This is a genomic window from Pseudomonas auratipiscis, from assembly GCF_036324085.1.
Taxonomy (GTDB): Bacteria; Pseudomonadota; Gammaproteobacteria; order Pseudomonadales; family Pseudomonadaceae; genus Aquipseudomonas; species Aquipseudomonas auratipiscis.
The window spans coordinates 174,615-199,202 of record NZ_JAZDCU010000001.1; the positions used below are offsets into that span (position 1 = coordinate 174,615).

Below are 24,588 nucleotides of genomic sequence, written 5' to 3' on the forward strand. Positions count from 1 at the left end.
ATTAGAAAATGACGTCACCGGTTCAGTTCACTGGGTTGAAGTCACCTGGCTTCCAGGCTCCGTCGAAGGCCGGTTTGTCGGGGCCATAAATACGGAAGTAGGCGAACCAACCCTTGCCCGGAGTCGTTTTGATCCAATTCTGTTCCTTGCCGGGGGGCGGAGTAGGGCCGAAGTACAGCTGGGCTGTGCCAGTGTGACCTTGACCCTTGAGCTCCTCGAGGGAGCGCAGGGCTGCCTTGGCCTGCGGAGTTTCGATTTGTGAGCGTGTCTGGCTGTCGTAGACAGTGACTGACCAGAACAGCTTTGCCGGCAATGGCAACGGCACGCTAAGGGTGTAGGCCTTTGCTCCGTCCAGGTACTGCCCCTGGGCGTCACGGCTACCTAGCCAGTAGAGTGAACCTGCACCCGGCGCGCGCCGGAACATTGCTGGAGAGGCGATCATGGCTTGGAAGAACCATTTCTCTCTGGCTTGCAGATCGGTGTAGCCACCAGTGCTGAAGGTACCGTTTTCCGGGCGCAACACCGCCCATTCCCACTGGCGATCCGGCCACACGACGCGATCAGGGCGACGGTCGGCGAACGATTGCACGCGCATTTGCACCATGCCTTTTTTTGCTGCCTCAATCAGAATGCGCTGCATGCGAGCGTCGGGCTCGAACGGTTTGTCCTTGGCGATACCCAATGCTGCAAGTTCACCGTAGTAGTTGCTGTAGGCCGGGTTGGCCGGCTCTGAATCGAGCAAGGTGTGTAGGGTGCGCCAATATTGGAGGTTGTCTTCGAGCTTTACTGGTGTCAGGTCAACTGCGTGCTCACTCAAATTCACCCAGCTTGGCGCCACCCAATCCGCGGAATTGTTCAGCGGGTAGACTTTTACGCTTTTCATTAATGCGATGGCACCCTCGATATCACCTTTTATCGGCAGTGCACGCAGCAGCAACAACAGCTTGTTGGTGGTAGAACGACCAATAAAATAGCCTTCTGGAACCGGTCCGTTATATTCCGGAGGCAGGATCAGGTGTTTGCCACCCTTGCCTGCATCGGGACCAGGCACGCCGAGGTCCATGATCCAACTTTGGTTCAGATCATTGGCCACGCTCATCAGTGGCCCTGGCGGAAACTCTACGACCATCGGCCCGGCTGACAGGTCTATGGGCGCTCCGGCATACGGGGTATCAGAGTTCGCCGTAAATGCCCGCTTGGCGGGTGAGCCCTGCATCAGCGCGAACACCTGGTTGGGCTGCATGCCGTCCTCGATGTTGGCCTGCCAGAGATTCATCATCGAGACATTTGGGTAAAAAAATCGGTAGGCCTGTACTGCTCGGTTCAGGTCGATTTCATCGTAGACCTGGCTGATGGTGGCCGGACTCGGGTAGCCGTTTTGAAACTCGTATTGAGTAGAGGCACCAGGGGGTGTGGGTTGCGCCAGTGCCAACTGGACAGTTGCGAGGTTGATCAGAGTGAGGGTTTTCAGGGCGCGTCGAAGCGGTACGCCAATGCGTATTGTCATTGTTCTGGCTCCACAGAGTGATTATCCCCTCTGCTGTAATGGCAGAGGGCGATGATTCAGGCGATGTTGCGCTGATGGCCTTCCCAGAAGGCTTTACGCAATTCGTTCTTTAGCACCTTACCCACACTGGACAGCGGCAGGCTGTCGCGGAATTCAACGCTTCGTGGGCACTTGTAGCCAGCAATGCGCTCACGGCAATGGGCAATGATTTCCTCACCACTGACGGTCACGCCAGCTTTGAGGATGATAATGGCGTGGACCGATTCGCCCCATTTCTGACAGGGGATACCAATTGCAGCGATCTGTGAAACGGCGGGATGGCTGGCGATTGCGGTTTCGACTTCGGCGCTGTAGATGTTCTCGCCACCACTGACGATCATGTCTTTGAGGCGGTCGCAGACGTAAATGAACCCATCATCGTCCATGTATCCACCATCGCCGGTGTGCATCCAGCCATTTCTCAGCGCTTCGGCAGTTTCTTGCGGTTTGTTCAGGTAGCCCAGCATGACGTTCGGGCCACGAACGACGATCTCGCCGACGGTACCGCGCGGTACCTCATTGTCTTGGGCATCGACGATGCGCACTTCTACGCAAATGGCTGGACGCCCGGCCGAATACATCTTGCCGCTGTCGTGGTGAGCCTGGCAGTGGTATTCGGGCGCCAAGGTAGTGGCCATGGGGGCAAGTTCGGTCATGCCGTAGCCCTGGGAAAAGCCCGCGGCGGGGAAGGCCAGTTGCGCACGATCGAGCAGCGCAGGGGTAATGGGCGAGGCTCCATAGCCGATACACGCCAGTGAACTCAGATCAAGACTGCGTGCTTGCTCGGATTTGTCGCGGCAATCGAGCAGCATCTGGATCATGGTCGGGGCCAGCAGAATCTCGGTAATTCGTTCCTGATCGATGGCCTCCAGTACCCTCTGGGGAACGAAGGACGGCTGTACAACGTGTGTTCCGCCACTGAAGAACAGTGCAGTCATGGCGGCGAAGTCAGCCAGGTGAAACATTGGCATCACATGGAGAAAAACTGCATTCGCCCCGTAGCTGCCTGAGTTCAAAGTCGCCATCGCGGAAAAGGCAACGTTGCTATGACTCAGCATTACGCCTTTGGGGAATCCAGTGGTACCACCGGTATAGAAGATCCCTAACAGTTCATCACCGCCACGACGTGCGTCTTCGATTGGCAAGGCGGATGCCAGCAGGTCTTCGTAACTGAGCATGCCGTCGGGGGTGTCACCCTCGCCAGCGTAAATCAACGTATGTAGGGTCTTGGACTCGGCAGCAACTTTTCTACCCAGATCGAGGAAGGTGTCATCGACGATCAAAACCGAGGTTTCCGAGTCATCCAGGGAGTAGATGATTTCGGCGGCACTCCAGCGGATGTTCACCGGATTGAGCACGGCGTCCGCCCAGGGCACGCCCAAGTAATACTCAATGTAGCGCTGAGAGTTGAGTGAAAGCATCGCCACGCGATCCCCGCGGGCTACCCCCAAACCCTGCAGGGCGCTGGCAAGCCGTGCAACGCGTTCGCCCAATTGGACGTAAGTGATACTACGCCCGGCAAAGCGCACGGCGGTGGCATGGGGCCTGGCTTGCAAATGACGGTGCAAACCTTGAGTGATGTACATGGGCTACTCCAATCTTGTTGTTATCGTTAGTCGTATCGCCACATCTGGCACGGCGCTGGTACGCACAACAATGCCGAAAGCCATCCCTGGCAAGAAACAGATTTCAAAGTGAGCGGCCAACCAATTCCCGCTGGATTTCATTGGCGCCGCCGTAGATTCTTGCCACCCGGGCATCGGCCCACATCCGCGCAATCGGATATTCGTTCATGTAGCCGTAGCCACCGAAGAACTGTAGGCAGCGGTCGAGGACTTCGCTGTTGCGTTCGGTCAGCCAGAACTTGCCCATCGAGGCAGTCGCCGAATCCAGCTTGCCCTCGACCCATTGCTGGATCAGATGGTCACAGAAGGTTCGCGATGCCAGCACCGTCGCCTTGACGTCAGCCAGGGTGAAGCGGGTGTTCTGGTAGTCCAGAACGGCTTTGCCAAATACAGTGCGTTCCTTGGTGTAATCCAGGGTCAGCGCCAGTGCTCGCTCCATCTGCGCGGCTGCGCACATGGCTATCTGCACCCGTTCGTACGGAAGTTGTTTCATCAGGGTGTAGAAACCCTTGCCTTCGACGCCGCCTAGCAAACAGCCGGCGGGAACTTCGACGTCATCAAAGTACATTTCCGAGGTGTCGGAAGATTGCAGGCCCACCTTGTCCAGGCATTTGCCGCGACGAAAGCCGGGCAGCGAGGTGTCGACCAGGAAGATCGAAATGCCTTTGGAGCCAATACTCTGGTCAGTCTTGGCGACCACAGCCACCATGTCACTGAGCTGGCCATTGGTAATGAAGGTCTTGGCACCATTGATGATATAGCGGTCGCCTTGCTTCACCGCGCGGGTGCGCACCGCCTGCAAGTCAGAGCCTGTGCCAGGCTCGGTCATGGCGACCGAACAGATGACTTCACCGGAGGCAATCTTCGGCAACCAGAACTGCTTCTGTGCCGCAGTGCCGTCATCAAGGATGTAGTGGCCGACGATATGGTTGATGGTCAGGCCCAGACCCGACACGCCGGCATAATTGAGCTCGTTTACCACTGCGGCGACGTGGGCAGGAGTGCCGCCCGCACCGCCATACTCTTCAGGTAGATCAGGCAGAATCATGCCCATTTCACCGCACGCCAGCCATGACTCGCGGTCGGCCTGATGCTGCTCACGCCATTTATCTTCGCGTGGGGCCAGAGTCTGAGTGACGAAGCGACGAATACTGTCGGCGAAAGGTTGTACGTCTTCCGTCATCCACGGCGAGCGATAGTTTTCCAACATGGCAAATTCCTCGGTTGTTTTTGTAATTCTATGCCCGATCACGCCTGTTCAATGCAGCAACAGGCGTGAGCCAAAAGCAGCGATTATTAGAGGCTGCCCATTCCGCCGCCACAGACCAAAGTCTGACCCGAGACGTAGTTGGCTTCTGGCAGGCACAGCATCACTACCGAGCCTGCGGCCTCTTCAGCGGTACCCGGACGGCCCAACGGGATATTCTGGCTGGCGCCGTCGATCATCGCCTGTTGAACGCCGACTTTGATCTCGCGGCCTTCGATGTTCACGGTTTTGCTCTCGGTACCGGCCAGCGCCTGAGTCAGGCGGGTATCAATGAAACCGAAGGCTACTGCGTTGACACAGACTTTCATCCGGCCCCACTCGCGCGACAGGGTCTTGGTCATACCCAAAATACCGGCCTTGGCGGACGAGTAGTTGGTCTGTCCGGCGTTACCGCCAGCGGCTACCGAGGAGATGTTGACCACCTTGCGGAACACTTCCTTACCTTCGGCAGCTTCTTTCTTTGCTTGGACGCTGATGATCGGTTGTGCAGCGCGCAAAATGCGGAACGGCGCGGTCAGGTGGCAGTCGACAATCGCGTACCACTGCTCATCGGTCATCTTCTGGATGACGTTGTCCCAGGTGTAGCCGGCGTTGTTTATGATGATATCGATAGCGCCAAAGTTCTGCACCGCGGTTTGGACAAAGCGGTCAGCAAAATCGACGGCGGTGACACTGCCTACACAGGCCACAGCTTCGCCGCCAGCGTTGCGGATCTCAGCGACGACTTCTTCGGCAGGGCCTGCATCCAGATCATTGACCACGACACGGGCGCCATAAGCGGCCAACTGCAGGGCAACACTGCGGCCGATACCGCGACCGGAACCGGTAACCAGAGCGACTTTACCTTCGAGCTTTTTCATCTTTTATTCCTGTAGATTGTTATTTTTGTGGGGATTTAAGCCAGGGCGATGATGGCTTCACCGGCGAGCTTTTCTTCGCCGTATTGATTGCTGCAGCGGATGGCCAGGCGAACGAGCTTTTCACCATCCTTTTCAAATTTTTCGGTGACCTTGCCAGTGCAAGTGGGGACATGACCCAGTTGAGTAATGCCGGTGAAACGAATGGCCAGCTTGCGCACTTGCTGTTGTGGCACCCAATTGGTCAGCAAGCGCCCCAGGTAGGCAGCCGAGAGCATCCCGTGGGCAAACACATCGGGCATACGCGCCTTGCGGGCGAAGTCGATGTCGATGTGAATTGGGTTGTGATCGCCCGAAGCCCCGCAGTACAGAGCCAGTGTGGTGCGGTTCACAGGTTGCAGTTTGAGCAGGGGAATCTCGTCGCCAACCTGGATATCGGAGTATTGAACGGCAGCAGTCATCGGGGGCTCCTTAGCGCTGTACGAGCGAGCAACGGACGTCGGCAATATGCTCGCCATCCTGGTTGGTGACACGGATCTCACTGACCACGAACTGCAAGGCGCCACCTTTTTTCTCGTAGACATCGACGATCTTGCTATCGAAGGTCAGTGTGTCTCCCGCGACGGCCGGCCGGTGATAGATGAACTCTTGTTCGGCGTGCAGGATACGGCCCAGGTCAAAGCCGTAAATGTTCAACTGCTCGTCCAGGTCCCGCCCTTCGCCACCCAGGCACATCAGGAAGGTTGGCGGTACCGGCAGAGAGCGGTAACCCGCGGCTTTGGCTGCCTCCTCATCGGTGTAGATCGGATCAGTTTCGCCAATGGCCTTGGCGAAGAACCGCAAGCGGCCTTTTTCGACTTCGGCGGTGGTCACGCCGAGGGAACGGCCGATCAGACTCTTGTCTGCCATATCAGGTGCTTCCTGTCTTGGGTCACAAATACGCGCCGCGCGAGCGGCGCGGGTCAGTTATCAATTACGGCCGAACAGGGTGACGATGCAGGCGCCGCCCAGGCCGAGATTGTGTTGCAGCGCAAAGTTCACGCCTTCAACCTGGCGTGCTGCGGCGGTGCCGCGTAGTTGGTGGGTCAACTCGTAGCACTGCGCCAGGCCTGTGGCGCCCAACGGATGGCCTTTGGAGAGCAAACCGCCGGACGGGTTGGTGACAACCCGACCGCCATAGGTGTTGTCGCCATCGAGGACGAATTGCTCCGCCTCGCCTACGGGACACAGCCCCAAGGATTCATACGTGAGCAGTTCGTTATGGGCGAAGCAGTCGTGCAGCTCGGCCACACGAATGTCGCCAGGACCAATGCCAGCTTTCTCGTAAACCTGCTGCGCTGCGCGCTGGGCCATGTCAAAGCCAACCATCTGGATCATCGACGGTGGCTCGAATGCAATCGGTTTATCGGTGGTCAGCGACTGGGCCAGGATAACTACATCGCGACGCAGGCCATGCTTCTTGGCGAACGCTTCAGTGCAGACAACGGCAGCAGCGGCGCCGCAGGTCGGCGGGCAGGCCATCAGTCGCGTCATGACGCCTGGCCAGATCACCTGATCGTTCATGACGTCTTCGGTAGTCACCACTTTGCGAAACATCGCCAAGGGGTTGTTGGCAGCATGGCGGCTGGCCTTGGCGCGGATAGCGGCGAAGGTGCTCAGTTGGGTGCCGTACCTTTCCATGTGCTCACGGCCTGCGCCGCCGAACATTTTCAGCGCCATCGGCAATTCGGCAGCGTCGCTCGCGAGGTGGTCGACGATGGCAATACTTTGGCCCATTGGGCCTGGGCGATCGTCCCAGTGACTCTTGAGCGCACCGGCCTGCATCTGTTCAAAACCCACGGCCAGCGCGCATTCGACTGCGCCGCTTTCCACCGCCTGGCGTGCCAGGAAAAGTGCGCTGGAGCCGGTCGAGCAGTTGTTGTTGACATTGATGACTGGGATACCGGTTAGCCCGACCTTGTACAGCGCTGCCTGGCCGCACGTGGAGTCGCCATACACATAACCGGCGTACGCCTGCTCGATCAGGTCATAGGTGATTCCCGCGTCCTTGAGGGCGAGGTTTACCGCTTCGGAGCCCATCTCGATATAGGTGCCGCTGGTGCCCGGTTTCACGAAAGGAATCATGCCGACACCGGCCACATAGGTTTTCTGCGACATCTCAATCTCCACGCTCAGTTGAGGTTGCTTCGCCAGAAAAGACGGGCGAGGCGCCAGCGGCAAAGGGTGCCGCACATGGTTCAACTCTGGCTCAACAGTGAGGTTGAGTAACCTGATCAGGATGGGTGGGGTGCTCATCGGTGCAGAGGACTATCAAGGCCCATACGAAGTGGGTGGTTAGGCGCCTGAGGTGGCTGTAATAACCTTGATCGCCTATGAGCGCTGTGGCTGTGGGCCTTTGCCGGGCCGGCAGCCAGCGCAACCTACTTTTGGAGCTTCTATGACTCTTCTACGCAACAAGGTAGCGATCATTACTGGCGGAGCATCAGGTATCGGCCGTGTTACCGCTCAGCTGTTTGCCAGAGAAGGTGCTCGTGTTGTGGTTGCCGATATGGCCGTGGACGCTGGGATGGAATTGGTCGAGCAAATCACCCAGCAAGGTGGTCAAGCCTGTTTCCAATACCTGAATGTATGTCGTGAAGAAGACTGCGCCGCACTGGTCGACGCAGCCCTGACGCGTTATGGACGCCTTGACATCGCCTTCAACAACGCCGGGATCTTTGTGCCCCCGGTGCTTTTGGAAGAGCAGACCCTTGAGCAATGGCAGCGAGTGCTCGAGGTCAACCTGACAGGGGTATTCAACTGCATGGTGCCTGAGTTGCAGGCAATGAAAGAGCGGGGCGGTTCAATCATCAATACCGCTTCGATCGCTGGCCAGACTGGAACGCCTGGTACTGCTGCTTACTGCGCCTCCAAACATGGAGTCATCGGGCTGACCAAAAGCGCTGCGCTGGAATATGGCAAGTACGGTATTCGCATCAATGCCTTGTGCCCAGGGCTGGTTGCAACGCCCATGACTCAAGGGGCGGACAGTGGTTTCAACAGCAGGATGATCGAGATGGCAACGCACAACGCGCCGCTGCGTCGTCAGGCTGCGCCGGAAGAATTGGCAGTCATGGCGTTGTGGCTGGCATCGGACAAGTCCTCATATGTGACGGGAGCACAGTTCACCGTCGATGGCGGAGCCACCGCGTAAAACCGGCGCTACGTTGCACATTCATTCGATTCGGGAGCTTTTATGAAAGTATTGGAAGGCAAAGTGGCCATTGTTACTGGTGGCGCATCTGGTATTGGCAAGGCGACTGCCCGATTGTTCGCCGATGAAGGCGCTCGCGTGGTGGTCGCAGACACTGATGTGCTTGCAGGTCGAGCAGTCGTCGATTTAATCGAACAGGTGGGGGGGCAGGCATTTTTTCAACCCTTGGATGTGCGCAGTGATGAGCAGTGCGCAGCCCTGGTGGCAGCGACGCTGGCACGATTCGGTCAACTTGACATCGCCTTCAACAATGCCGGAATCAGTGGCTCGCCGGCACTCACCGACGCGCAACCGCTTGAACAATGGCGGCTGGTGCTGGACGTCAATCTGACTGGCGTCTTCAACTGCATGGTGCACCAGTTGCGGGCCATGAAAGGCCAGGGTGGTTCGATTATCAACACCGCCTCGATCATGGGATTGCAGGGTACCCCAGGTGCTTGCGCGTACAGCGCCTCGAAGCACGGTGTGATCGGCCTCACCAGGAGCGCGGCGCTTGAGTACGGCAAGCATGGCGTGCGCATCAATGCCCTGTGCCCGGGGTACGTCACCACCCCCATGACGACCGGGCCGGAGACTGAATTTGACGCCCGCACATTGGAGCTTGCACTGAAGCGCGTTCCTTTGCGCCGAATGGGTGAGCCTTTTGAGCAGGCCGAAATGGTCCTGTGGCTTGCATCGGATAGCGCCTCCTACGTAACCGGCGCGCATTTTGTTGTCGATGGCGGCGTAACCGCCTAATCCCTTGCAGAGCCTGCGGAGGTTCCATGAAGTACGCACATTATGAGTTCATAAAATTCGCCTTGAACAACGGCGTGATGACCTTGCACCTGAATCGGCCAGAAGCAATGAACGCGATCAATGCCGGTCTGCACCAGGAGCTGTCGCAAGTGTTCGCCGATATCGCTGCGGACCCAGAGGTACATGCTGTGGTGCTGACCGGGGAAGGGCGCGGCTTTTGTGGCGGGGGCGACCTTAGCTGGTTTCGCGATATCACCCCTGCAGGCGTCGACAAGCTGTTTCGTGAGGCGCGTAAGCTGATCATCGACCTTTTGGAGCTGCCTCAGCCCATCATTGCCGCTGTCAATGGTCATGCCGCAGGGTTGGGAGCGACGCTTGCGCTTTTCTGCGACATCATTTTCGTTGCCGAATCGGCAAAAATCGCGGATCCGCATGTGCGCATCGGCGTGGCAGCAGGCGATGGCGGGGCGGCGATTTGGCCCTGGCTGGTAGGGCCGGCGCGCGCTAAACAATACCTGTTTACCGGCGACAGTCTGACGGCCACCGAGGCCGAGCGCATTGGCCTGGTCAACCAGGTGCTCGCCGACGATCAGGTGCTCGAACACGCGACAGTGCTGGCGCGTCGCCTGGCTGACGGTCCGCGTTTGGCCATCGCCGCGAGCAAAGCGTCGGTGAATAAGATCCTGCGCGACACGGTCAACCTTGTGCTCGATACCTCGCTGGCGCTCGAGAAGGAAAACTTCTATAGCGCAGACCACAAGGAAGCCATCAATGCGTTTCTGGAAAAACGTGCGCCGGTTTACTGCGGACGCTAACAGCACCGTTCCTGTTTGACTCTATGAAGGTATCGCGATGACTGTGCAATTGAATCAGCACCCGTGGATGACCGAAGAATTGGCGATGTTCCGCCAGCAGGTCCGGCGCTTTGCTGAAGAACGAATGCTGCCGCAAGCTGAAAAGTGGCGCAGGCAGGGTTACATCGATCGGCCTATCTGGCGCGAGCTGGGCGAGCTCGGCATGATGCTCCCGGAAATCCCGGAACAGTATGGCGGTGCGGGCGTTTCATTGGCCTATCAACTGGTGGTGGTCGATGAGTTGGCGCGGGCTGAAATGCCGATGAAGCATTCGGTGCATTCGATCGTCGCCCATTACCTGCTGACCTATGGTACCGAAGCGCAGCGCCAGCGTTGGTTGCCCAAGCTCGCCAGTGGTGAATGGCTGACGGCTATAGCCATGACCGAGCCCGGTTGCGGCTCGGACCTGAAGACGTTGCGCACCCACGCCCAGCGCCAGGGTGACCACTATGTGCTGAATGGGTCCAAGACCTTTATCACCAACGGCTCCACCGCGCAGCTGATCGTGGTCGCCTGCAAGACCGATCCTGGCTTGGGAGCCAAGGGCGTGTCGTTGCTGGTGGTAGAGGTCGACAACCCACCGCCGGGTTTCCGGGTGGGGCGGGTACTGGACAAAATGGGACAGAAGTCCGCTGATACCTGTGAATTGTTCTTCGACGACGTCAAGGTACCGGTGGAAAATCTGATTGGTGGCGTCGAAGGCCTGGGCTTTGCACAGATGATGAGTGAGTTGCCCTGGGAGCGATTGATCGTTGCTGTCGCCGCGGCAGCGGTAATCGAGCGCGCCGTTGAGCACACCGTGCAGTACACTCGCGAACGCAAAGCCTTCGGTCAAAGCATTTTCGACTTCCAGAACACTCGTTTTAAACTCGCCGAATGCGCGACCATTGCTCATATCGTGCGCAGCTTCGTCAACGACTGCACGCAACGTCTGCTCGATGGGACGCTCGACCCCGAAGCGGCGTACATGGCCAAATGGTGGTGCTCGGAGCAGCAATGCAAGGTACTCGATGATTGCCTGCAATGCTATGGCGGTTATGGCTACATGAACGAGTATCCAATCGCACGCATGTACGCCGATGCCAGGATCCAGCGAATCTACGGCGGTACCAACGAACTCATGAAAGAGCTGATCGCTCGCAAGCTCTAGTCACCGTTCAGCCCTGCAGCATTCTCCAGCTGGAGGGCTGACTTTATTGAGTGTCGGATCTGTTCGCGCGTTTGCGGGCGATGATGATCGCTTCATAGCGGCTGGAAACACCGAACTTCATGAAAATATTGCGCAGATTCCATTTGACTGTCTGATCGCTGATGTTGAGAGTCCGGGCAATACGCTTGTTGGGCATCGACTGTTCGAGCAGGGCAAGGATGTCTTCCTCGCGATTGGTGAGGGCGATATCACCCGCCACCGAGCTGACACCGGTCGCAGTGGAGGTCGCGCTCGGTATTTGGCCGCTGATCTGAGCGCTGAGTTGTTGCTGGAAGACCTCGAGTGCCTTACCGGGTACATCCTTGAGATTGGCTAACAGCACACAAGCATCGTCACCTTCGTCGAGTAACGTGCGAAACAGGCCGAGGGAATAGCTATCTTGCAGCACCTGAATCAGACAACTGCGAGCCTCGTCATCCCGGCCAAGATCGGTAAGGGCCTGGGCTTTGAGTAGATTGGCCTTGACCAGTAACGTGCCTCTGCCTAGCGCCTGGCCGATGCAGAACACGTTTTCAAGTGCTACCAGTCCCTGCTCGGGCAGTTGACTGGCCCGGGCCAGGCGCGCACGCGAAAGTGCTGCAGCGGCAACGATTTCACGATCTCGGGCTTTTTCCCCCTGATGATGTGAAGCAAGCTCATCAAGTTCACTCTGCAACATCTGACCATGTCGCCAGTCTCCATGCTTCCATTCTTCACCAAGCACCTCGATCCGTATCTGCTCAGCGAGCATCAAGGCAATGCCGCGGTCGAGTCGACGAGCCCGGAAATGGTCGGCTCTCTTGTCCAGGTAGTCCAGTGCAGCCCGTGGCGTTTCCTGCAACAGCTGTAGGCGGGCGTGAACCAGTGCGGCGCTGTAGCTGCAGGCGGGCACGGAAAAGCTGAGCATGTCCAGGCGATTGACCAGTATTTCGCGAGCATCATCAATACGATTTTGCTCGTATTGCACCTCAGCCAATATTGCCGCGCATGTGCAGGCGGTGATGGAGCGTCGACCATGGGCTGCTTCAGCCAGGGACAACATAGGCGCGGCATGACGTTCGGCCTCAAGAATCTTACCTTCCAGAAATGCCGCCACGGCCATTGAGCTACGCGCGATCAACGCTGGCTCATCGGTACTGGCGAGGTTGAGCGTACGGAATGTTGCGCGGGCCAGAGCGTAGTTGCCGAGCATCGCCTGATTACCGATCACCAGCCCTAGCCGGAAGTTTTCCAGCATAGGATTGCGCAACGGCGTGTCGGTCAATGCATCGATGGCCAGCAAGCTGCGTTCCGAGTCATCTTGTTGCCCGGCAATCATCGCTTTGACCAGACAGGCATGGATGGCGTATTTCGGGTCCTGGGTCGAGCGTTCAAGCAATGTGAGCCAACGCTCACTCTGTTCAAGGCGTGCGCTCAAGGCATAGCCCCAAGCGCCGAATAGCGCCAAGCGCGGGTGTTGAGGGAGTAGGGCGATGGGTACTTTTTCGATCCAGCGCAAAAACGTGCCAAGGTGACGGATATTGGTCAATGGCTGTAGAGAGTGCTCTAGCAGTTGAACAACGGTATCGAAGTCTTCGCTAAGCAACGCATGACGAAGGGCTTCAATGACCAGATCCTGACTGGCAAACCAATGCGCCGCTCGCTGATGGAGGGCACGGACGTCGGCACCGCTGTGCTGTAACTTTTGCTGTAGGAATTCGGCGAACATCGGGTGCAGGCGGTACCACTGGTAGCGGTCCTCCATGTCCACAGGAAGCAGGAACAAGTTGAGCGCTTCGATATTGGCGATATGCTGTGCAGCCTCTTTGCAGCCGCTCAAATGGGCGGCGAGGTCGGCATTGAAGCGCCGTAGGATGGAAATTTGTTGGAGAAATTCGATCAGGCCCTCGGGCAGGTTGGCTATCACGTCCTCGGACAGATAGGCGCTGAGGTCGGCGCTGTTTGTCGCCAGCACTCCCGAGTTTGAGCGCTTGCGTGGTACCGACTTCAAGGAAATAGCCATTAACTGCAGGCCTATTGGCCAGCCATCGGTTTGAGCGTGTATCGAATGGGCTGCCTCCAAGTCGATTTCCGCGTCCAGATGAGCTTTGAGAAACGCCAGCGATTCACGAAAGTTGAAGGACAGCTCGTTGCCTGTGATCTCGCACAACTGCCCCATGGCGCGTAGACGGCCCAGAAGTAATGACGGAGCAACGCGTGAAGCAATGACGAAATGCAAATTTGCCGGCGCATTGTCGATCAATGCTTGAACCAATTGATTGGCACGCGGTGAGTTCACCTGATGAAAATCATCGAGCATCAAGTACAGCTCGTTATCAAGTTGCGCTACCGCGTTGATCAACACCGAGGCCAGTGACAGCAGGTCGTCGCTGTCATCGCTATCCCCCAATAACAACAGGTCATCGGCCAGCGGCAGGCCGACTTGCTGCAACGCGCCGATGAGGCTCGCGCAGAACAACGCGAACGCGCCATCCTCCAGTGTTAGCGACAGCCATCCCACACAAACACCTTGCTTGATCAGGCCCTGGCGCCATTGGGCAAGCACGGTGGTTTTGCCAAAGCCCGCGCCACCGCATACCAGAATAACTTTGCTGTACTGGGCGTGCTGTAGCTGGGTTGCCAGGTCTTCGCGCAGGATGCTGTTGACGGATACGCGCGGAGGGGCAAATTTGGTGGTGACCAGAAGGGAAGTCGACTTCATTGATGATCTAGGTTCTTTTGTTCTTGTTATTGGCAGTATGGGGTACCTGATTCAACCTTTCCCACCCCAATAAGGGTGGGCGGATTCGCCGGTTTTTTCGGCTATTTTGCTGTTTTCATCGGCGTTCAAGAGCTCAAGTTGAAGATTCCACTACTTACGGACATTCAGCAACTGTCAATCGACAGCATGCGTACTTTTGTGCAGCAGGAGGTAAAGCCTCATCAGGCTTTGCTGCGCTTTGGTCCGGCATCGCGTGAACAGTTGTTGGAATATACCCAGGCGGTAGCCGAATTCGGCTTGCCAGGACTGGCTGTGCCCAAGGCTTTTGGCGGCTCCGGGATGGACTGGGTCATCCAGGCGCGCCTGTTTGAAGAGTTGGTCAAAGGCAGTGTTGAGCTTGCCAGTGTAGTGCTGATAAATATGCTGGCGGTTGAGGTTCTGATGGAACAACCGGCTTTATGCCCGCAATATTTGCCTGATTTGTTGGCAGGACGCTGCATTGCAGGTCTGGGGCCAGCGCTGGTTGGCGAGGGGCACGGACTGCGGGCACAGCGAGTAGGCCCCGACTTTTTCCTCGACGGTAATATCGATGAGGTAGCCAGCGGCCTCTGGGCAAGTTTTCTGATCAGCAGCGTTGAGGTCGAAGACCAGGGCGCCTGCATGTTGCTGCTTGATCGTCGGCGGGATCGGTTCGAAACTCGCGGTATTCGCCTGGAGAGCAACGCCGCGCGTGCCCAGGTCACGGCGACACGCGTCAACGAAGTCTTCTGTCTTGGGGGGGCTGGACCGGATTCAGTGCTTACCCGCAAGCTGATGAACTTTGTCCGTCTGCATGAAGGCATCAGCCGGGTCGCTCAAGGCCAAGCGATTCTCGATGCATTCCTGGCAGAGCGAGCCAAGCCCGGCGCTGCGACAACCGAGCGGCTGGTAAACCTGCATCTTGCTGAGATGATTACTCAGGTGGAGTCCGCGCGGCTAATGTGTCATCACGGTCTTGTGCTGGCCCAAAGTGGCCAGGACTGTGAAACCGAATCGAACATGGCACTGTTTTTTGCCCGGAGTGCTATCGAGCGCGTGGAGCATCACGCCGCCTGGGTCAATGCCGCTGGTACCGGTCGCAGCCCCTTGGTGTCGTTGCAGCTTGGGCCGCTTTCGCGCCCAAGCATAAGTCAAGCCGCCGCGGCCATCGTTCGGTTACGTACGACCTCGTGATGCTCGCAAGTTAACCCGCTTCTCCAAACACCCAAACGCCACCCGCCTTGTTCCAGGCTGGTGGCGTTGTTGTTTGTGCGCGCGTTCCAGGCGCAAACAGGTGTCGGTAACAACGTGAACCATGGGTGGGGTGGCATCCCACCCAATACTGGCTGGGCCCCACCTGCCGCTAGTGGGTGGTTTCAGCAGTACAGCGAGTACGTAGGCTGGAGACACGGTACACCGCTGGGCGGTCTGTCCCGTAGCTGAACCAATCCAAACAATGAATAAGAAAGTGCTTTGCACAAGATGGAGGGGTAATGAAGTCCGCTCATTTGTGGGTGCGAGAAAGCCGCTTGCCAAAGGCTGCCCTCGGTATCGCTGTCGCCGCCATGTCCTCGGGGTTGTTACAAAACGCCAGTGCTGTTGCCATCGACACAGGTAACCCGGATGTACAACTGCGTTGGGATAACACCATCCGTTACAACCTCGGATATCGAGTCGAATCACAGGACAACTCGATCCTTGGCAACCCCAACTTCGATGACGGTAATCGTAACTTCGAGCGCGGTGTGGTCACCAATCGACTGGACCTGCTCAGCGAAGCCGATATCGTCTTCAACCAGCGCTATGGTGCCCGGGTCAGCGCCGCTGCGTGGTATGACCAGGCGTACGAAAACCTCGACAACGATAACGTCGCCACCTCCAACCATCGCAACAACAATCAGCCTGCATTGGGCCTGAGCCGATACGCAGACCGCTATTACAACGGGCCCTCAGGTGAGATCCTCGATGCCTTCGTTTTTGGCCAGACTGACCTGGCTGATATGCAGATCAACGGCAAGCTGGGTCAGCATTCACTGGCGTGGGGCGAAGCATTGCTCACCGGTGGGGCAGTTCATGGCGTGTCTTACAGCCAGAACCCCTTGGACCTGGGCAAGGCGCAGGCTTCGCCTGGCATCGAAGCCAAGGAGCTTTACCGGCCGCAACCGCAGGTCTCCACCCAGGTGCAACTGACGCCTGAGCTCTCCCTGGCCGCCCAGTATTTCTTCGACTGGGAGCGGATGCAGATGCCAGAGGCGGGGACTTACTTTGGTGCTCAGGACATCGTCAACGAAGGCGCTGAAAGCCTGGTGGTAGTACCCGGCGTACCGGGTGTGCGCTTTCTGCGCGGTTCGGACATCATCAAAGAAAAACACGGTGACTACGGCGTGGCCGCGCGCTGGCGCCCACAGTGGCTGGACGGCACCTTGGGTTTTTACTACCGCAACTTCACCGACAAGCTTCCCCAGGTCTACCTGCAAGCCTCCACGCGTACTTTTGGCCTGGCCTATGGAGACGATGTTGACCTGTATGGCGTGAGCCTTTCAACCATGCTCGGCGGCTTGAGTATCGGTGTCGACCTCAACTATCGCACCAACATGCCACTTGTCAGCAACATCGCCGGACTCCCGGCTGGCGCCCTGCCTGAGGACACTCCCGGGGCTCGTGGCAACACCGCCCATGGCCTGATCAACGCCGTCGGTACTTTAGGTGATACAGCGTTGTTCGATTCAGCGGCCTATGCCGCCGAACTGACCTGGAACACCTGGACTGCAGTGACCGATAACAAAGCCCTGTTCAAGGGCAACGACAGCTACACCGCACTCGACAAGCCCGACAAGAATGCTCTCGCCATGGGGCTGAATTTCACCCCGACCTGGTATCAGGTATTTCCGGGGGCCGACCTGTCGTTGCCGCTGAGCTACTCCCAGGGGCTGCACGGTAACTCAGCGGTAACCCTGGGCGGCAACGAAGACACCGGCAGTTATGCAGTTGGCGTTGGTCTGGATTACCTGTCGCAGTACCGCTTTGACCTCAAGTACGTGGACTTCTTCGGTGATGTCGACAAGGGCGCCAATGGCGTGGTGAGCGTCGCCAACGGCACATCCGCCATTCTCAAGGATCGCGGGCTCATCACCTTCACCTTCAAGACCACCATTTAAGTGGCGAGGAAAAACCGATGAAAACATCACATAAAGTACTGGTGGCTAGTCTGTTGACGCTGTCCAGCAGCATCGCCGTTGCCGCACCTGACTACAGTCAGTTGGGCAAAAGCCTGACCGCAGTCGGTGCTGAGAAAAGCGCTAATCAGGACGGCAGCATCCCCGCTTATACCGGTGGGCTGACCACCGCCCCGGCGGGCTTCGATAAAAACACATTTGTCCGACCTGATCCGTTCGCCAACGAGAAGCCGCTCCTGTCGATCGATCAAAGCAATGTCGATCAGTATGCGAGCAAGCTCACCGCCGGCACCATCGCGTTGATCAAGCGCTATCCCAGTTTTCGCGTTGATGTATACACCACTCACCGCACGGCGGCGTATCCGCAGTGGGTGCAGGACAACACCATCAACAATGCCGGCAAGGCCAAGCTGGAGGCTGGGGGCACTTCGGTCTCTGGAGTGCATGCCAGTACGCCGTTCCCGATACCGCAAAATGGCAACGAAGCGATGTGGAACATGTTGATGCGATACAACGGCGATACCATGGACTTTCGTAAGTTCACTGCTTTTAACGTGACGTCCGCCGGCCAGTTGGCTATTTCCACTCAAGGGCGCTTCTTGGTCGAGTCCGAGTACTACAACAACGCCAAGCAAGGTAGCAATCTGTTGCAGCGCACCCGTGCCGATTACAACGGGCCGGCGCGGCGGGCAGGGGAGTCGTTGATGATTCTGGAGCCCGCCAACTACGAGCAGGCTGAACGTCGCGCCTATCAGTATCTGCCAGGGCAACGACGCGTCAAGCTGGCACCTGACCTCGCCTATGACACGCCTAACACCACCACCTCAGGAATGGCGACCATGGACGACGTCGGTTTGTTTAACGGCAAACAGGACCGTTTCGACTTCAAACTGGTAGGTAAAAAAGAGTTGTATGTGCCCTACAACACCTACCGGATGGTGTATGCCAACGACCCCAAGGCGGTCTTCAAGGCCAATCACATCAACCCCGACATGGTGCGTTGGGAGCTGCATCGGGTGTGGGTCGTGGAGGCGACACTCAAGCCGGGTGCTCGACACGTCTATAAGAAGCGTGAGTTCTACCTGGACGAAGACAGCTGGTCGCCACTGGCCGTCGATCAATACGATGCCCGCGACAGTCTTTGGCGAGTCGGCTTCAACTACCCGACCCAGAGCTACGACGTACAGGCATTTTCCAGCTACACCTCGGGCCACTATGACCTGATAGGCGGCAGCTACTACATCAATCTCTGGCCGGGCAGCAATGGCCTGCGCATCGTTGCCGAACATCAGCCTGACAATTTCTGGTCGCCGGACTCACTGGCCGGAAGCGGCATTCGCTAAGCAACAGCCAGACACCTTGTACTGCAACTGGCCGTACAAGGTGTCTGCTTACTTCGACAAGGATTTTTGCCATGTTCGAACAATGGATTCGGCCAGTGATAGTCGTGGCCGCCCTCAGTTGTCTGCCCGCGCTGGCACAACCTACGTTTCGCGACCCTCTGAATGTGCCGCCGATGCCTAGCGCGCTGGCCGCTCATGCACCTCTCAATGCGGTGGTGCGCGCAGGAGATCGCCTGGTGGCCGTCGGGCTGCGTGGCACCATACTGTACAGCGAAGACTTTGGTAAAAACTGGCAGCAAGCACAGTCTCCAAGCAGTACCGACCTGACCGCGGTGTACTTCACTACGCCATTACTGGGCTGGGCGGTGGGGCATCAGGGCGTGGTTCTGCATAGCCGGGATGGTGGTCGCCGTTGGGAAAAGCAGCTCGACGGCCTGGCGATCGGGGCACTGTTGCGTCAACAGGGGCAAGAGACCAACGCACTGGCGTTGCCGACGCAAGGCAGCAGCGATTTCCCGCTGCTGGACGTGTGGTTCGAGAGCGCTCAGAACGGCTTTGTGATCGGTGCGTTCAACCTGATTCTGCGTACAGAAGACGGTGGCAAAAGCTGGAGCAACTGGTCGTCACGTACCCAAAATCCGCAGGCACTACACCTCTATGCCATCCGCCCAGCGGCCGGTGGCGTGTACATAGCCGGGGAGCAGGGGCTGCTGTTACGCCTGAACCCGGCGAAGCAACACTTTGAAGGGGTGACCACACCCTACAAGGGCAGCTACTTCAACTTGGTCGGTACGCCACAGCTGATTCTCGCCATCGGCTTGCGTGGCACGGCGTATCGCAGCACCGATCAAGGGCAGAGCTGGCAAAAGGCTGAGACAGGCTTGAGTAGCAGTTTGGCTGCGGGGACTGTCCGTGCCGATGGCTCGATAGTGCTGGTTAGCCTGGCCGGTGATCTGCTGCAGAGTCACGACCAGGGACGCACGTTCACGCGCCGTTCCCTGGAGCAGCCTGCACCGTACTTTGCCGTCGCCGATGCGGGGGAGGCCTGCCTGAGCCTGGTCGGTTTGCGTGGCGTGCGCCAGGTTAAATAACAAGAATGTGGAGACTGCCGTGGCTACTGGTACCAGTAACATCAATGACATGCCTGTAGTAAAGACACTGGATGAGTTCGATGCCCATTCAGGCAACCGGCTAGAGCGGTTGATCTTCAACCACCGGCTGTTGGTGATTCTCTTTTGCAGCCTGGTCAGCGTCGTGCTGGCGTATTCAGCAACCAAGCTGGTGCTCAACGCCAGCTTCGAAAAAACCATCCCGCAAGGGCAGGCTTATATCCGTAACTACCTGGAGCATCGCAATGATTTGCGGGGCTTGGGCAATACCCTGCGTGTGGTGGTAGAAAACCCGCAGGGCGATATCTTCGACCCCCGATACCTGGAAACATTGCGTCGGATAAATGATGAGCTGTTCTTGACCCCAGGTGTCGACCGCGCCTGGGTCAAGTCATTGTGGATGCCGGCAGTGCGCTGGAATGAAGTAACCGAGGAAGGGTATTCCGGTGGCCCGGTGATGCCGGACAACTACGATGGCTCAGCTAGCGCCATTGACAGCTTGCGTCAGAACATTGCGCGAGCGCAGTTGCAAGGCAGCCTTGTGGCCGGCGACTTCAAGTCGAGCATGATTTTCGTGCCGTTGCTTGAGCGTGATCCGGCGACGGGCCTTGCCTTGGACTATCGCCAGTTCTCCCAAGCCCTGGAGTCGATTCGACATAAATATGAACAAGGGGCAGAACCGGGTACTGCACCGGTGCGCCTGCACATCGTTGGTTTCGCCAAAGTGATGGGTGAGCTGCTCGATGGCGTACTGGAGGTAATGAGTTACTTCCTCGCGGCAGCCTTAATCGCAGCATTGATCATTTACGCTTACACCCGCTGCGTGCGTAGCACCTTGCTGGTATTGGGCTGCTCGTTGGTCGCAGTTGTTTGGCAATTGGGCCTGGTGCGGGCACTAGGATATGAGCTTGATCCTTATTCTATCTTGGTACCCTTTCTGATCTTCGCCATCGGTGTATCCCACGGTGCGCAGAAAATGAACGGCATCATGCAAGACATCGGCCGAGGTACGCACAAGCTGGTGGCGGCGCGTTATACGTTCCGACGCCTGTTCCTGGCCGGACTCACCGCATTGCTGGCTGATGCCGTGGGCTTTGCTGTTCTGATCTTCATTGATATACCGGTGATTCAAGACTTGGCGATCACCGCCAGCATTGGCGTGGCTGTGCTGGTGTTCACCAACCTCATCTTACTGCCGGTGATGCTGTCGTATTCGGGGGTGCGGCCCGAGGCGGCACAACGTGCGTTGCGCCGAGACGGCAGGGAGTCGGCTACGTGGGCACTCCTTGAGCGCTTTACCTCGCGCCCCTGGGCCATTGCCTCAATTGGTGTGTGGTTTACCCTGGCGGCGGTGGGCTTTGCTCTGAGCCTGCAGTTGAAGATCGGTGACCTGGATCCGGGTGCGCCCGAGTTGCGCCGCGATGCGCGCTATAACCTTGATAACGCGTACATCACCAGTCATTACGCTCTGTCCAGCGACCTCTTCGCGGTCATCGTAAAGGCCGGTCCAGACGGCTGCCTGAGTTACCCAACCTTAGTGGAGATCGATCGACTTAGCTGGACGTTACAGAACACACCAGGGGTCCAGACCACCAGCTCCTTTGCCGACGCGGCCCGCCGTATTACCGCGGGCTCCTTCGAGGGCAATAACAAGTGGCTGACCTTGTCCCCCGACCAGGCAGTGATCAATTACGCAGCACGTACAGCTGCGGCAAACAACCCTGAGTTGTTCAACGAAGACTGCTCGGTGATACCGGTGGTGGCTTACCTTACCGATCACAAGGCAGCGACCCTCGACGGTGTCGTCAAAGCTAGCGAAGGCTTCGCCGCAGCTCACAACAGTGACGAGCGTCAGTTCCTCCTGGCGGCCGGCAGCGCCGGGATCGAAGCGGCCACCAATATCGTGGTGCGCGAAGCCAACCGCAGTATGCTGTTTTTCGTGTATGGAGCGGTCATCGTGCTGTGCTACATCGCGTTCCGCAGTTGGCGGGCAGTGGTGGTCGCGGTGGTGCCGCTGGTAATCACCTCGATCCTCTGTGAAGCGCTGATGGTCATGCTTGGCATGGGGGTAAAAGTGGCCACCTTGCCGGTGATCGCCCTGGGCGTGGGAATCGGGGTGGACTACGCGTTGTATTTGGTCAGCGTGCAGTTGGTACAACAGCGGGCAGGACAGGGCTTACGCGAGGCTTATCGGCACTCGGTCGACTTCACCGGTCGGGTAGTGGCGTTGGTCGGCCTGACCCTTGCAGCTGGGGTCGTGACCTGGGCCTGGTCGCCGATCAAGTTTCAGGCAGATATGGGCATTCTGCTGACGTTCATGTTTGTGCTCAACATGGTTGGCGCACTGGTGCTGATTCCTGCGATGTCGCACTTTCTGTTATCGGATGGATATTTTCAGCGTACGCGCCAGAAGCGAGCGGCGGTGTCGGTTGCGACTCAACGACGTGTGCTGGTTTAACTTTCACGGAGAACACCAATGACGAAGTCAAAACTCGCGATAGCCTTGAGTCTTGGCCTGATGCTGCTGGGGCCTGCTCACGGCTATGCCTCAGTGGTCGAGAACCAAGGGTCGGCCAGTGTGTCGGCGGCACAGGCGCGTGAAGAGCAAGCCTACGCCTTGGGAATACAAGCATACCTGTGGGGGTATCCGCTGTATCACTATCTGAATTCGGGTGAGAAAGCGCAAAAAATCAGCGCTGTGGGCGCCAACAGTTTGCGTAAATACACAAGCTTGAAAACCGCCAAAGACCGTTTCGTGGTTACCCCCAATAACGCTACGATTGATGCCTATGGGCATTTGTATCTGGCTGAAGAACCGGTCGTTGTTCACATACCTGCACTGACAACGCCCCGATGGTACTTGGTGCAGATTGGCGACATGTTCGACGAAGTGAGTTTCAATGTCGGCGGCATTAAAGGCCCTCAACCCGGCAACTACTTGATCACGGGGCCGGGCTTTCGTGGCCAAGTGCCGAGCGGGATGATTCAAGTGCCTGTGCGCACCCACAAAGGCATTGTTGCAGTGCGTGTCCTGGCTAAGGGCGAGAAGGACGTCGCTGCGGCGGTAGAGGTTCAGAAAGGCTTCCAGGTTCTACCACTATCGGCCTACCTGCGTGAAGGGTTGCAGTCTCAACCTGCCAAACCGACACTTACACCAGCATTCATTGCCTCAGCGCCAGAAGGCTTGCGCTTCTTCGACCAACTGGGCTATGCGATGCAACAATATCTTCCACTCAGTGGCGATCGAGACGATGCGTTGCTGGGTACCTTCAACCTGATAGGTTTGAGTGTCGCCAAGGGCTTCGCCTGGCAATCGCTGGACGAAGCGACTCAGCGAGGTCTGGCTCGCGCCGTGAAAATGGGTGAACAGATTGTCGTCCAACGCTGGAACAACGTGGGCGAAATCAACAACGGCTGGCGCTATACCTTCTCAGGTGGTCGGGCCGGTTACGATTTTGCCTTGCGTGCGGCGCAAGCAAAGCATGTTTTAGGTGCCCAGTTCGCAGAAGAGGTCATTTATCCCAATACCCAAGTAGATGCACAAGGCGCCACGCTGAGCGGCCAGCACAAGTACGAGCTGCGATTTGCAAAAGACCAGCCGCCGCCGGTGTCATTGTTCTGGAATCTGTCGCTATTTGGACCTGACATGCTATTCGTTGAAAACACATTCGGTCGCTACAGTATTGGTAACCTAACCGAGGGGGTCAAACCCGATGCCGATGGCACGTTGACCGTGGTCATTCAAAAAGACCGGCCTGCGGACACCAGCAACTGGCTGCCGGCGCCTGAAGGTGATTTCAATTTGACCATGCGCTTCTACGGCCCCGCCTCCTCAGTGCTGGATGGAAGCTATCGGTTACCGGCCGTGGAACGCGTGGACTGACTTCTCAGTCCCATCGACTCAAAACACCCTTTTCAGCTCAGGGTGCTTTGAGCGAAGCGCTTTTCCAGAAAGTCAATTAAAGAGCGCACGGAAGGCAGCAAGCCTCGGCGGGAAGGGAATACAACATGAACGATTCCCGCACGAGGCGCCCACTCGGGTAGCACATTGACCAGTCGACCCTGGGCGATGTCGTCACGCACGACCACCTCCGGCAATTGCGTTACCCCGATACCCACCAATGCTGCCGCGCGCAGCGCCATCAGATCCTCAGTGATGTAGCGTGGCTGGTGACGAATGAGGGTCAGTATCCGATCCGACCCGACCCCTCGATTTCCCAGTGATACTCGCGTTGTTGAGATCCCCAATGCAGGGTAGGGAGGGATGCTACTTGCAGCGGCGTTGGGCGTTTTGGCAAGCGTGCACGTAACTCGCTGGCGGCCACCAAAACCTGGCGACTCTCACCCAGTGTTTTCATAACCAGCTCACTGTTTTCCAAGGGTGGAAAGCGAACCCTGAGTGCCAGGTCCATACCTTCCTGGATCAAGTCGACCGATCGGTTAGTGCTTTCTACCTGCAACTCAACAAGCGGGTACTGGGCCATGAATTCGGCCAGCATTGGGCCCACCCAGGCACTGAGCAGCGCGGTGGGACAGCTCAAGCGCACAATGCCTTGCGGTATGGAACGATGTCGCTCGACAACTTCGTCTGCGCTTTCCGCTTCGACGAGCATGGCCAGGCAATGACGATGGTATTCGTGGCCGATTTCGGTCACCGAAAAATGACGTGTCGAGCGCTGAATGAGGCGTACACCCAGACGCTTTTCCAAGCCCGCGACTCGTCGACTGAGTGTTGACTTTGGTATATCGAGTGCCCGGCCGGCTGGCGTGAAACCACCGTGCTCGACAACTTGAGCAAATAAATAGAGATCGTTGAGGTCCTGCATGTCTATCGTTCTGAAATAGGGGGCGTTGAGCGCACTATCGACAGTTTGAAAGCGGCTTCTGCTTTTCCAGGAAGTACAGGCGGTGT

18 protein-coding genes and 1 pseudogene are annotated in these 24,588 nt (G+C 57.6%); 10 read left to right on the top strand and 9 right to left on the bottom strand.

What is annotated here, in order from left to right:
- Positions 1-22 precede the first annotated feature (22 nt).
- The 7 genes from V0R60_RS00810 to V0R60_RS00840 all read right to left on the bottom strand — a co-directional run bounded on the left by V0R60_RS00810 (position 23) and on the right by V0R60_RS00840 (position 7,452).
- Positions 23-1,507 carry a DUF1254 domain-containing protein gene (locus V0R60_RS00810; protein WP_136476381.1) on the bottom strand — a complete coding sequence of 495 codons (1,485 nt, stop codon included), beginning with the start codon at positions 1,505-1,507 and terminating at the stop codon, positions 23-25.
- Between the two features lie 56 nt (positions 1,508-1,563).
- Positions 1,564-3,132, bottom strand: coding sequence for a long-chain-fatty-acid--CoA ligase (locus V0R60_RS00815; protein WP_330078661.1), 1,569 nt, complete (start codon positions 3,130-3,132; stop codon positions 1,564-1,566).
- A 103-nt stretch (positions 3,133-3,235) separates the two neighbouring features.
- Positions 3,236-4,381, bottom strand: a complete 1,146-nt coding sequence (locus V0R60_RS00820) for an acyl-CoA dehydrogenase family protein (protein ID WP_330078660.1) — start codon at positions 4,379-4,381, stop codon at positions 3,236-3,238.
- 86 nt (positions 4,382-4,467) lie between these two features.
- Positions 4,468-5,298: an SDR family NAD(P)-dependent oxidoreductase gene (locus tag V0R60_RS00825; protein WP_330078659.1), complete on the bottom strand. Its 831-nt coding sequence runs from the start codon at positions 5,296-5,298 to the stop codon at positions 4,468-4,470.
- Between the two features lie 35 nt (positions 5,299-5,333).
- A complete protein-coding gene (locus tag V0R60_RS00830) occupies positions 5,334-5,756 on the bottom strand; it encodes a MaoC family dehydratase (protein ID WP_136476373.1) in 423 nt (140 codons plus the stop codon).
- Between the two features lie 10 nt (positions 5,757-5,766).
- On the bottom strand, positions 5,767-6,204 hold the full coding sequence (locus V0R60_RS00835; protein WP_136476371.1) for a MaoC family dehydratase N-terminal domain-containing protein: 438 nt from the start codon (positions 6,202-6,204) through the stop codon (positions 5,767-5,769).
- A 60-nt stretch (positions 6,205-6,264) separates the two neighbouring features.
- Entirely contained in the window at positions 6,265-7,452 is a 1,188-nt protein-coding gene (locus tag V0R60_RS00840) for a lipid-transfer protein (RefSeq protein WP_136476369.1), read from the bottom strand.
- Between the two features lie 280 nt (positions 7,453-7,732).
- Between V0R60_RS00840 and V0R60_RS00845 the strand changes: the two genes are divergently transcribed.
- The 4 genes from V0R60_RS00845 to V0R60_RS00860 are packed head-to-tail and all read left to right on the top strand — an operon-like array spanning position 7,733 to position 11,290.
- Entirely contained in the window at positions 7,733-8,488 is a 756-nt protein-coding gene (locus V0R60_RS00845) for an SDR family NAD(P)-dependent oxidoreductase (protein WP_136476367.1), read from the top strand.
- Between the two features lie 42 nt (positions 8,489-8,530).
- Positions 8,531-9,286: an SDR family NAD(P)-dependent oxidoreductase gene (locus tag V0R60_RS00850; RefSeq protein ID WP_330078658.1), complete on the top strand. Its 756-nt coding sequence runs from the start codon at positions 8,531-8,533 to the stop codon at positions 9,284-9,286.
- Positions 9,287-9,312: 26 nt separating this feature from the next.
- Positions 9,313-10,101, top strand: a complete 789-nt coding sequence (locus tag V0R60_RS00855; RefSeq protein ID WP_330078657.1) for an enoyl-CoA hydratase/isomerase family protein — start codon at positions 9,313-9,315, stop codon at positions 10,099-10,101.
- Between the two features lie 37 nt (positions 10,102-10,138).
- The gene (locus V0R60_RS00860) at positions 10,139-11,290 is read left to right on the top strand and encodes an acyl-CoA dehydrogenase family protein (RefSeq protein WP_330078656.1); all 1,152 of its coding nucleotides are present in this window, start codon (positions 10,139-10,141) and stop codon (positions 11,288-11,290) included.
- 43 nt (positions 11,291-11,333) lie between these two features.
- Here V0R60_RS00860 and V0R60_RS00865 read toward each other — a convergent pair whose 3' ends face one another.
- The gene (locus tag V0R60_RS00865; RefSeq protein ID WP_330078655.1) at positions 11,334-14,030 is read right to left on the bottom strand and encodes a LuxR C-terminal-related transcriptional regulator; all 2,697 of its coding nucleotides are present in this window, start codon (positions 14,028-14,030) and stop codon (positions 11,334-11,336) included.
- Positions 14,031-14,168: 138 nt separating this feature from the next.
- Here V0R60_RS00865 and V0R60_RS00870 point away from each other — a divergent pair, with 138 nt between their 5' ends.
- The 6 genes from V0R60_RS00870 to V0R60_RS00895 all read left to right on the top strand — a co-directional run bounded on the left by V0R60_RS00870 (position 14,169) and on the right by V0R60_RS00895 (position 23,559).
- Positions 14,169-15,242, top strand: a complete 1,074-nt coding sequence (locus V0R60_RS00870; protein WP_330078654.1) for an acyl-CoA dehydrogenase family protein — start codon at positions 14,169-14,171, stop codon at positions 15,240-15,242.
- Positions 15,243-15,541: 299 nt separating this feature from the next.
- Positions 15,542-17,206 carry a DUF1302 domain-containing protein gene (locus V0R60_RS00875; protein ID WP_330078653.1) on the top strand — a complete coding sequence of 555 codons (1,665 nt, stop codon included), beginning with the start codon at positions 15,542-15,544 and terminating at the stop codon, positions 17,204-17,206.
- Positions 17,207-17,223: 17 nt separating this feature from the next.
- Positions 17,224-18,567, top strand: coding sequence for a DUF1329 domain-containing protein (locus V0R60_RS00880; RefSeq protein WP_330078652.1), 1,344 nt, complete (start codon positions 17,224-17,226; stop codon positions 18,565-18,567).
- A gap of 71 nt (positions 18,568-18,638) precedes the next feature.
- Entirely contained in the window at positions 18,639-19,658 is a 1,020-nt protein-coding gene (locus tag V0R60_RS00885; RefSeq protein ID WP_330078651.1) for a WD40/YVTN/BNR-like repeat-containing protein, read from the top strand.
- A gap of 49 nt (positions 19,659-19,707) precedes the next feature.
- Entirely contained in the window at positions 19,708-22,134 is a 2,427-nt protein-coding gene (locus V0R60_RS00890) for an efflux RND transporter permease subunit (RefSeq protein WP_136478953.1), read from the top strand.
- A gap of 18 nt (positions 22,135-22,152) precedes the next feature.
- A complete protein-coding gene (locus V0R60_RS00895) occupies positions 22,153-23,559 on the top strand; it encodes a DUF1254 domain-containing protein (RefSeq protein ID WP_330078650.1) in 1,407 nt (468 codons plus the stop codon).
- Positions 23,560-23,591: 32 nt separating this feature from the next.
- On the opposite strand, the pseudogene V0R60_RS00900 reads toward V0R60_RS00895, so the two are convergent.
- Positions 23,592-24,502, bottom strand: a pseudogene (locus V0R60_RS00900) (LysR substrate-binding domain-containing protein).
- Positions 24,503-24,588 lie beyond the last annotated feature (86 nt).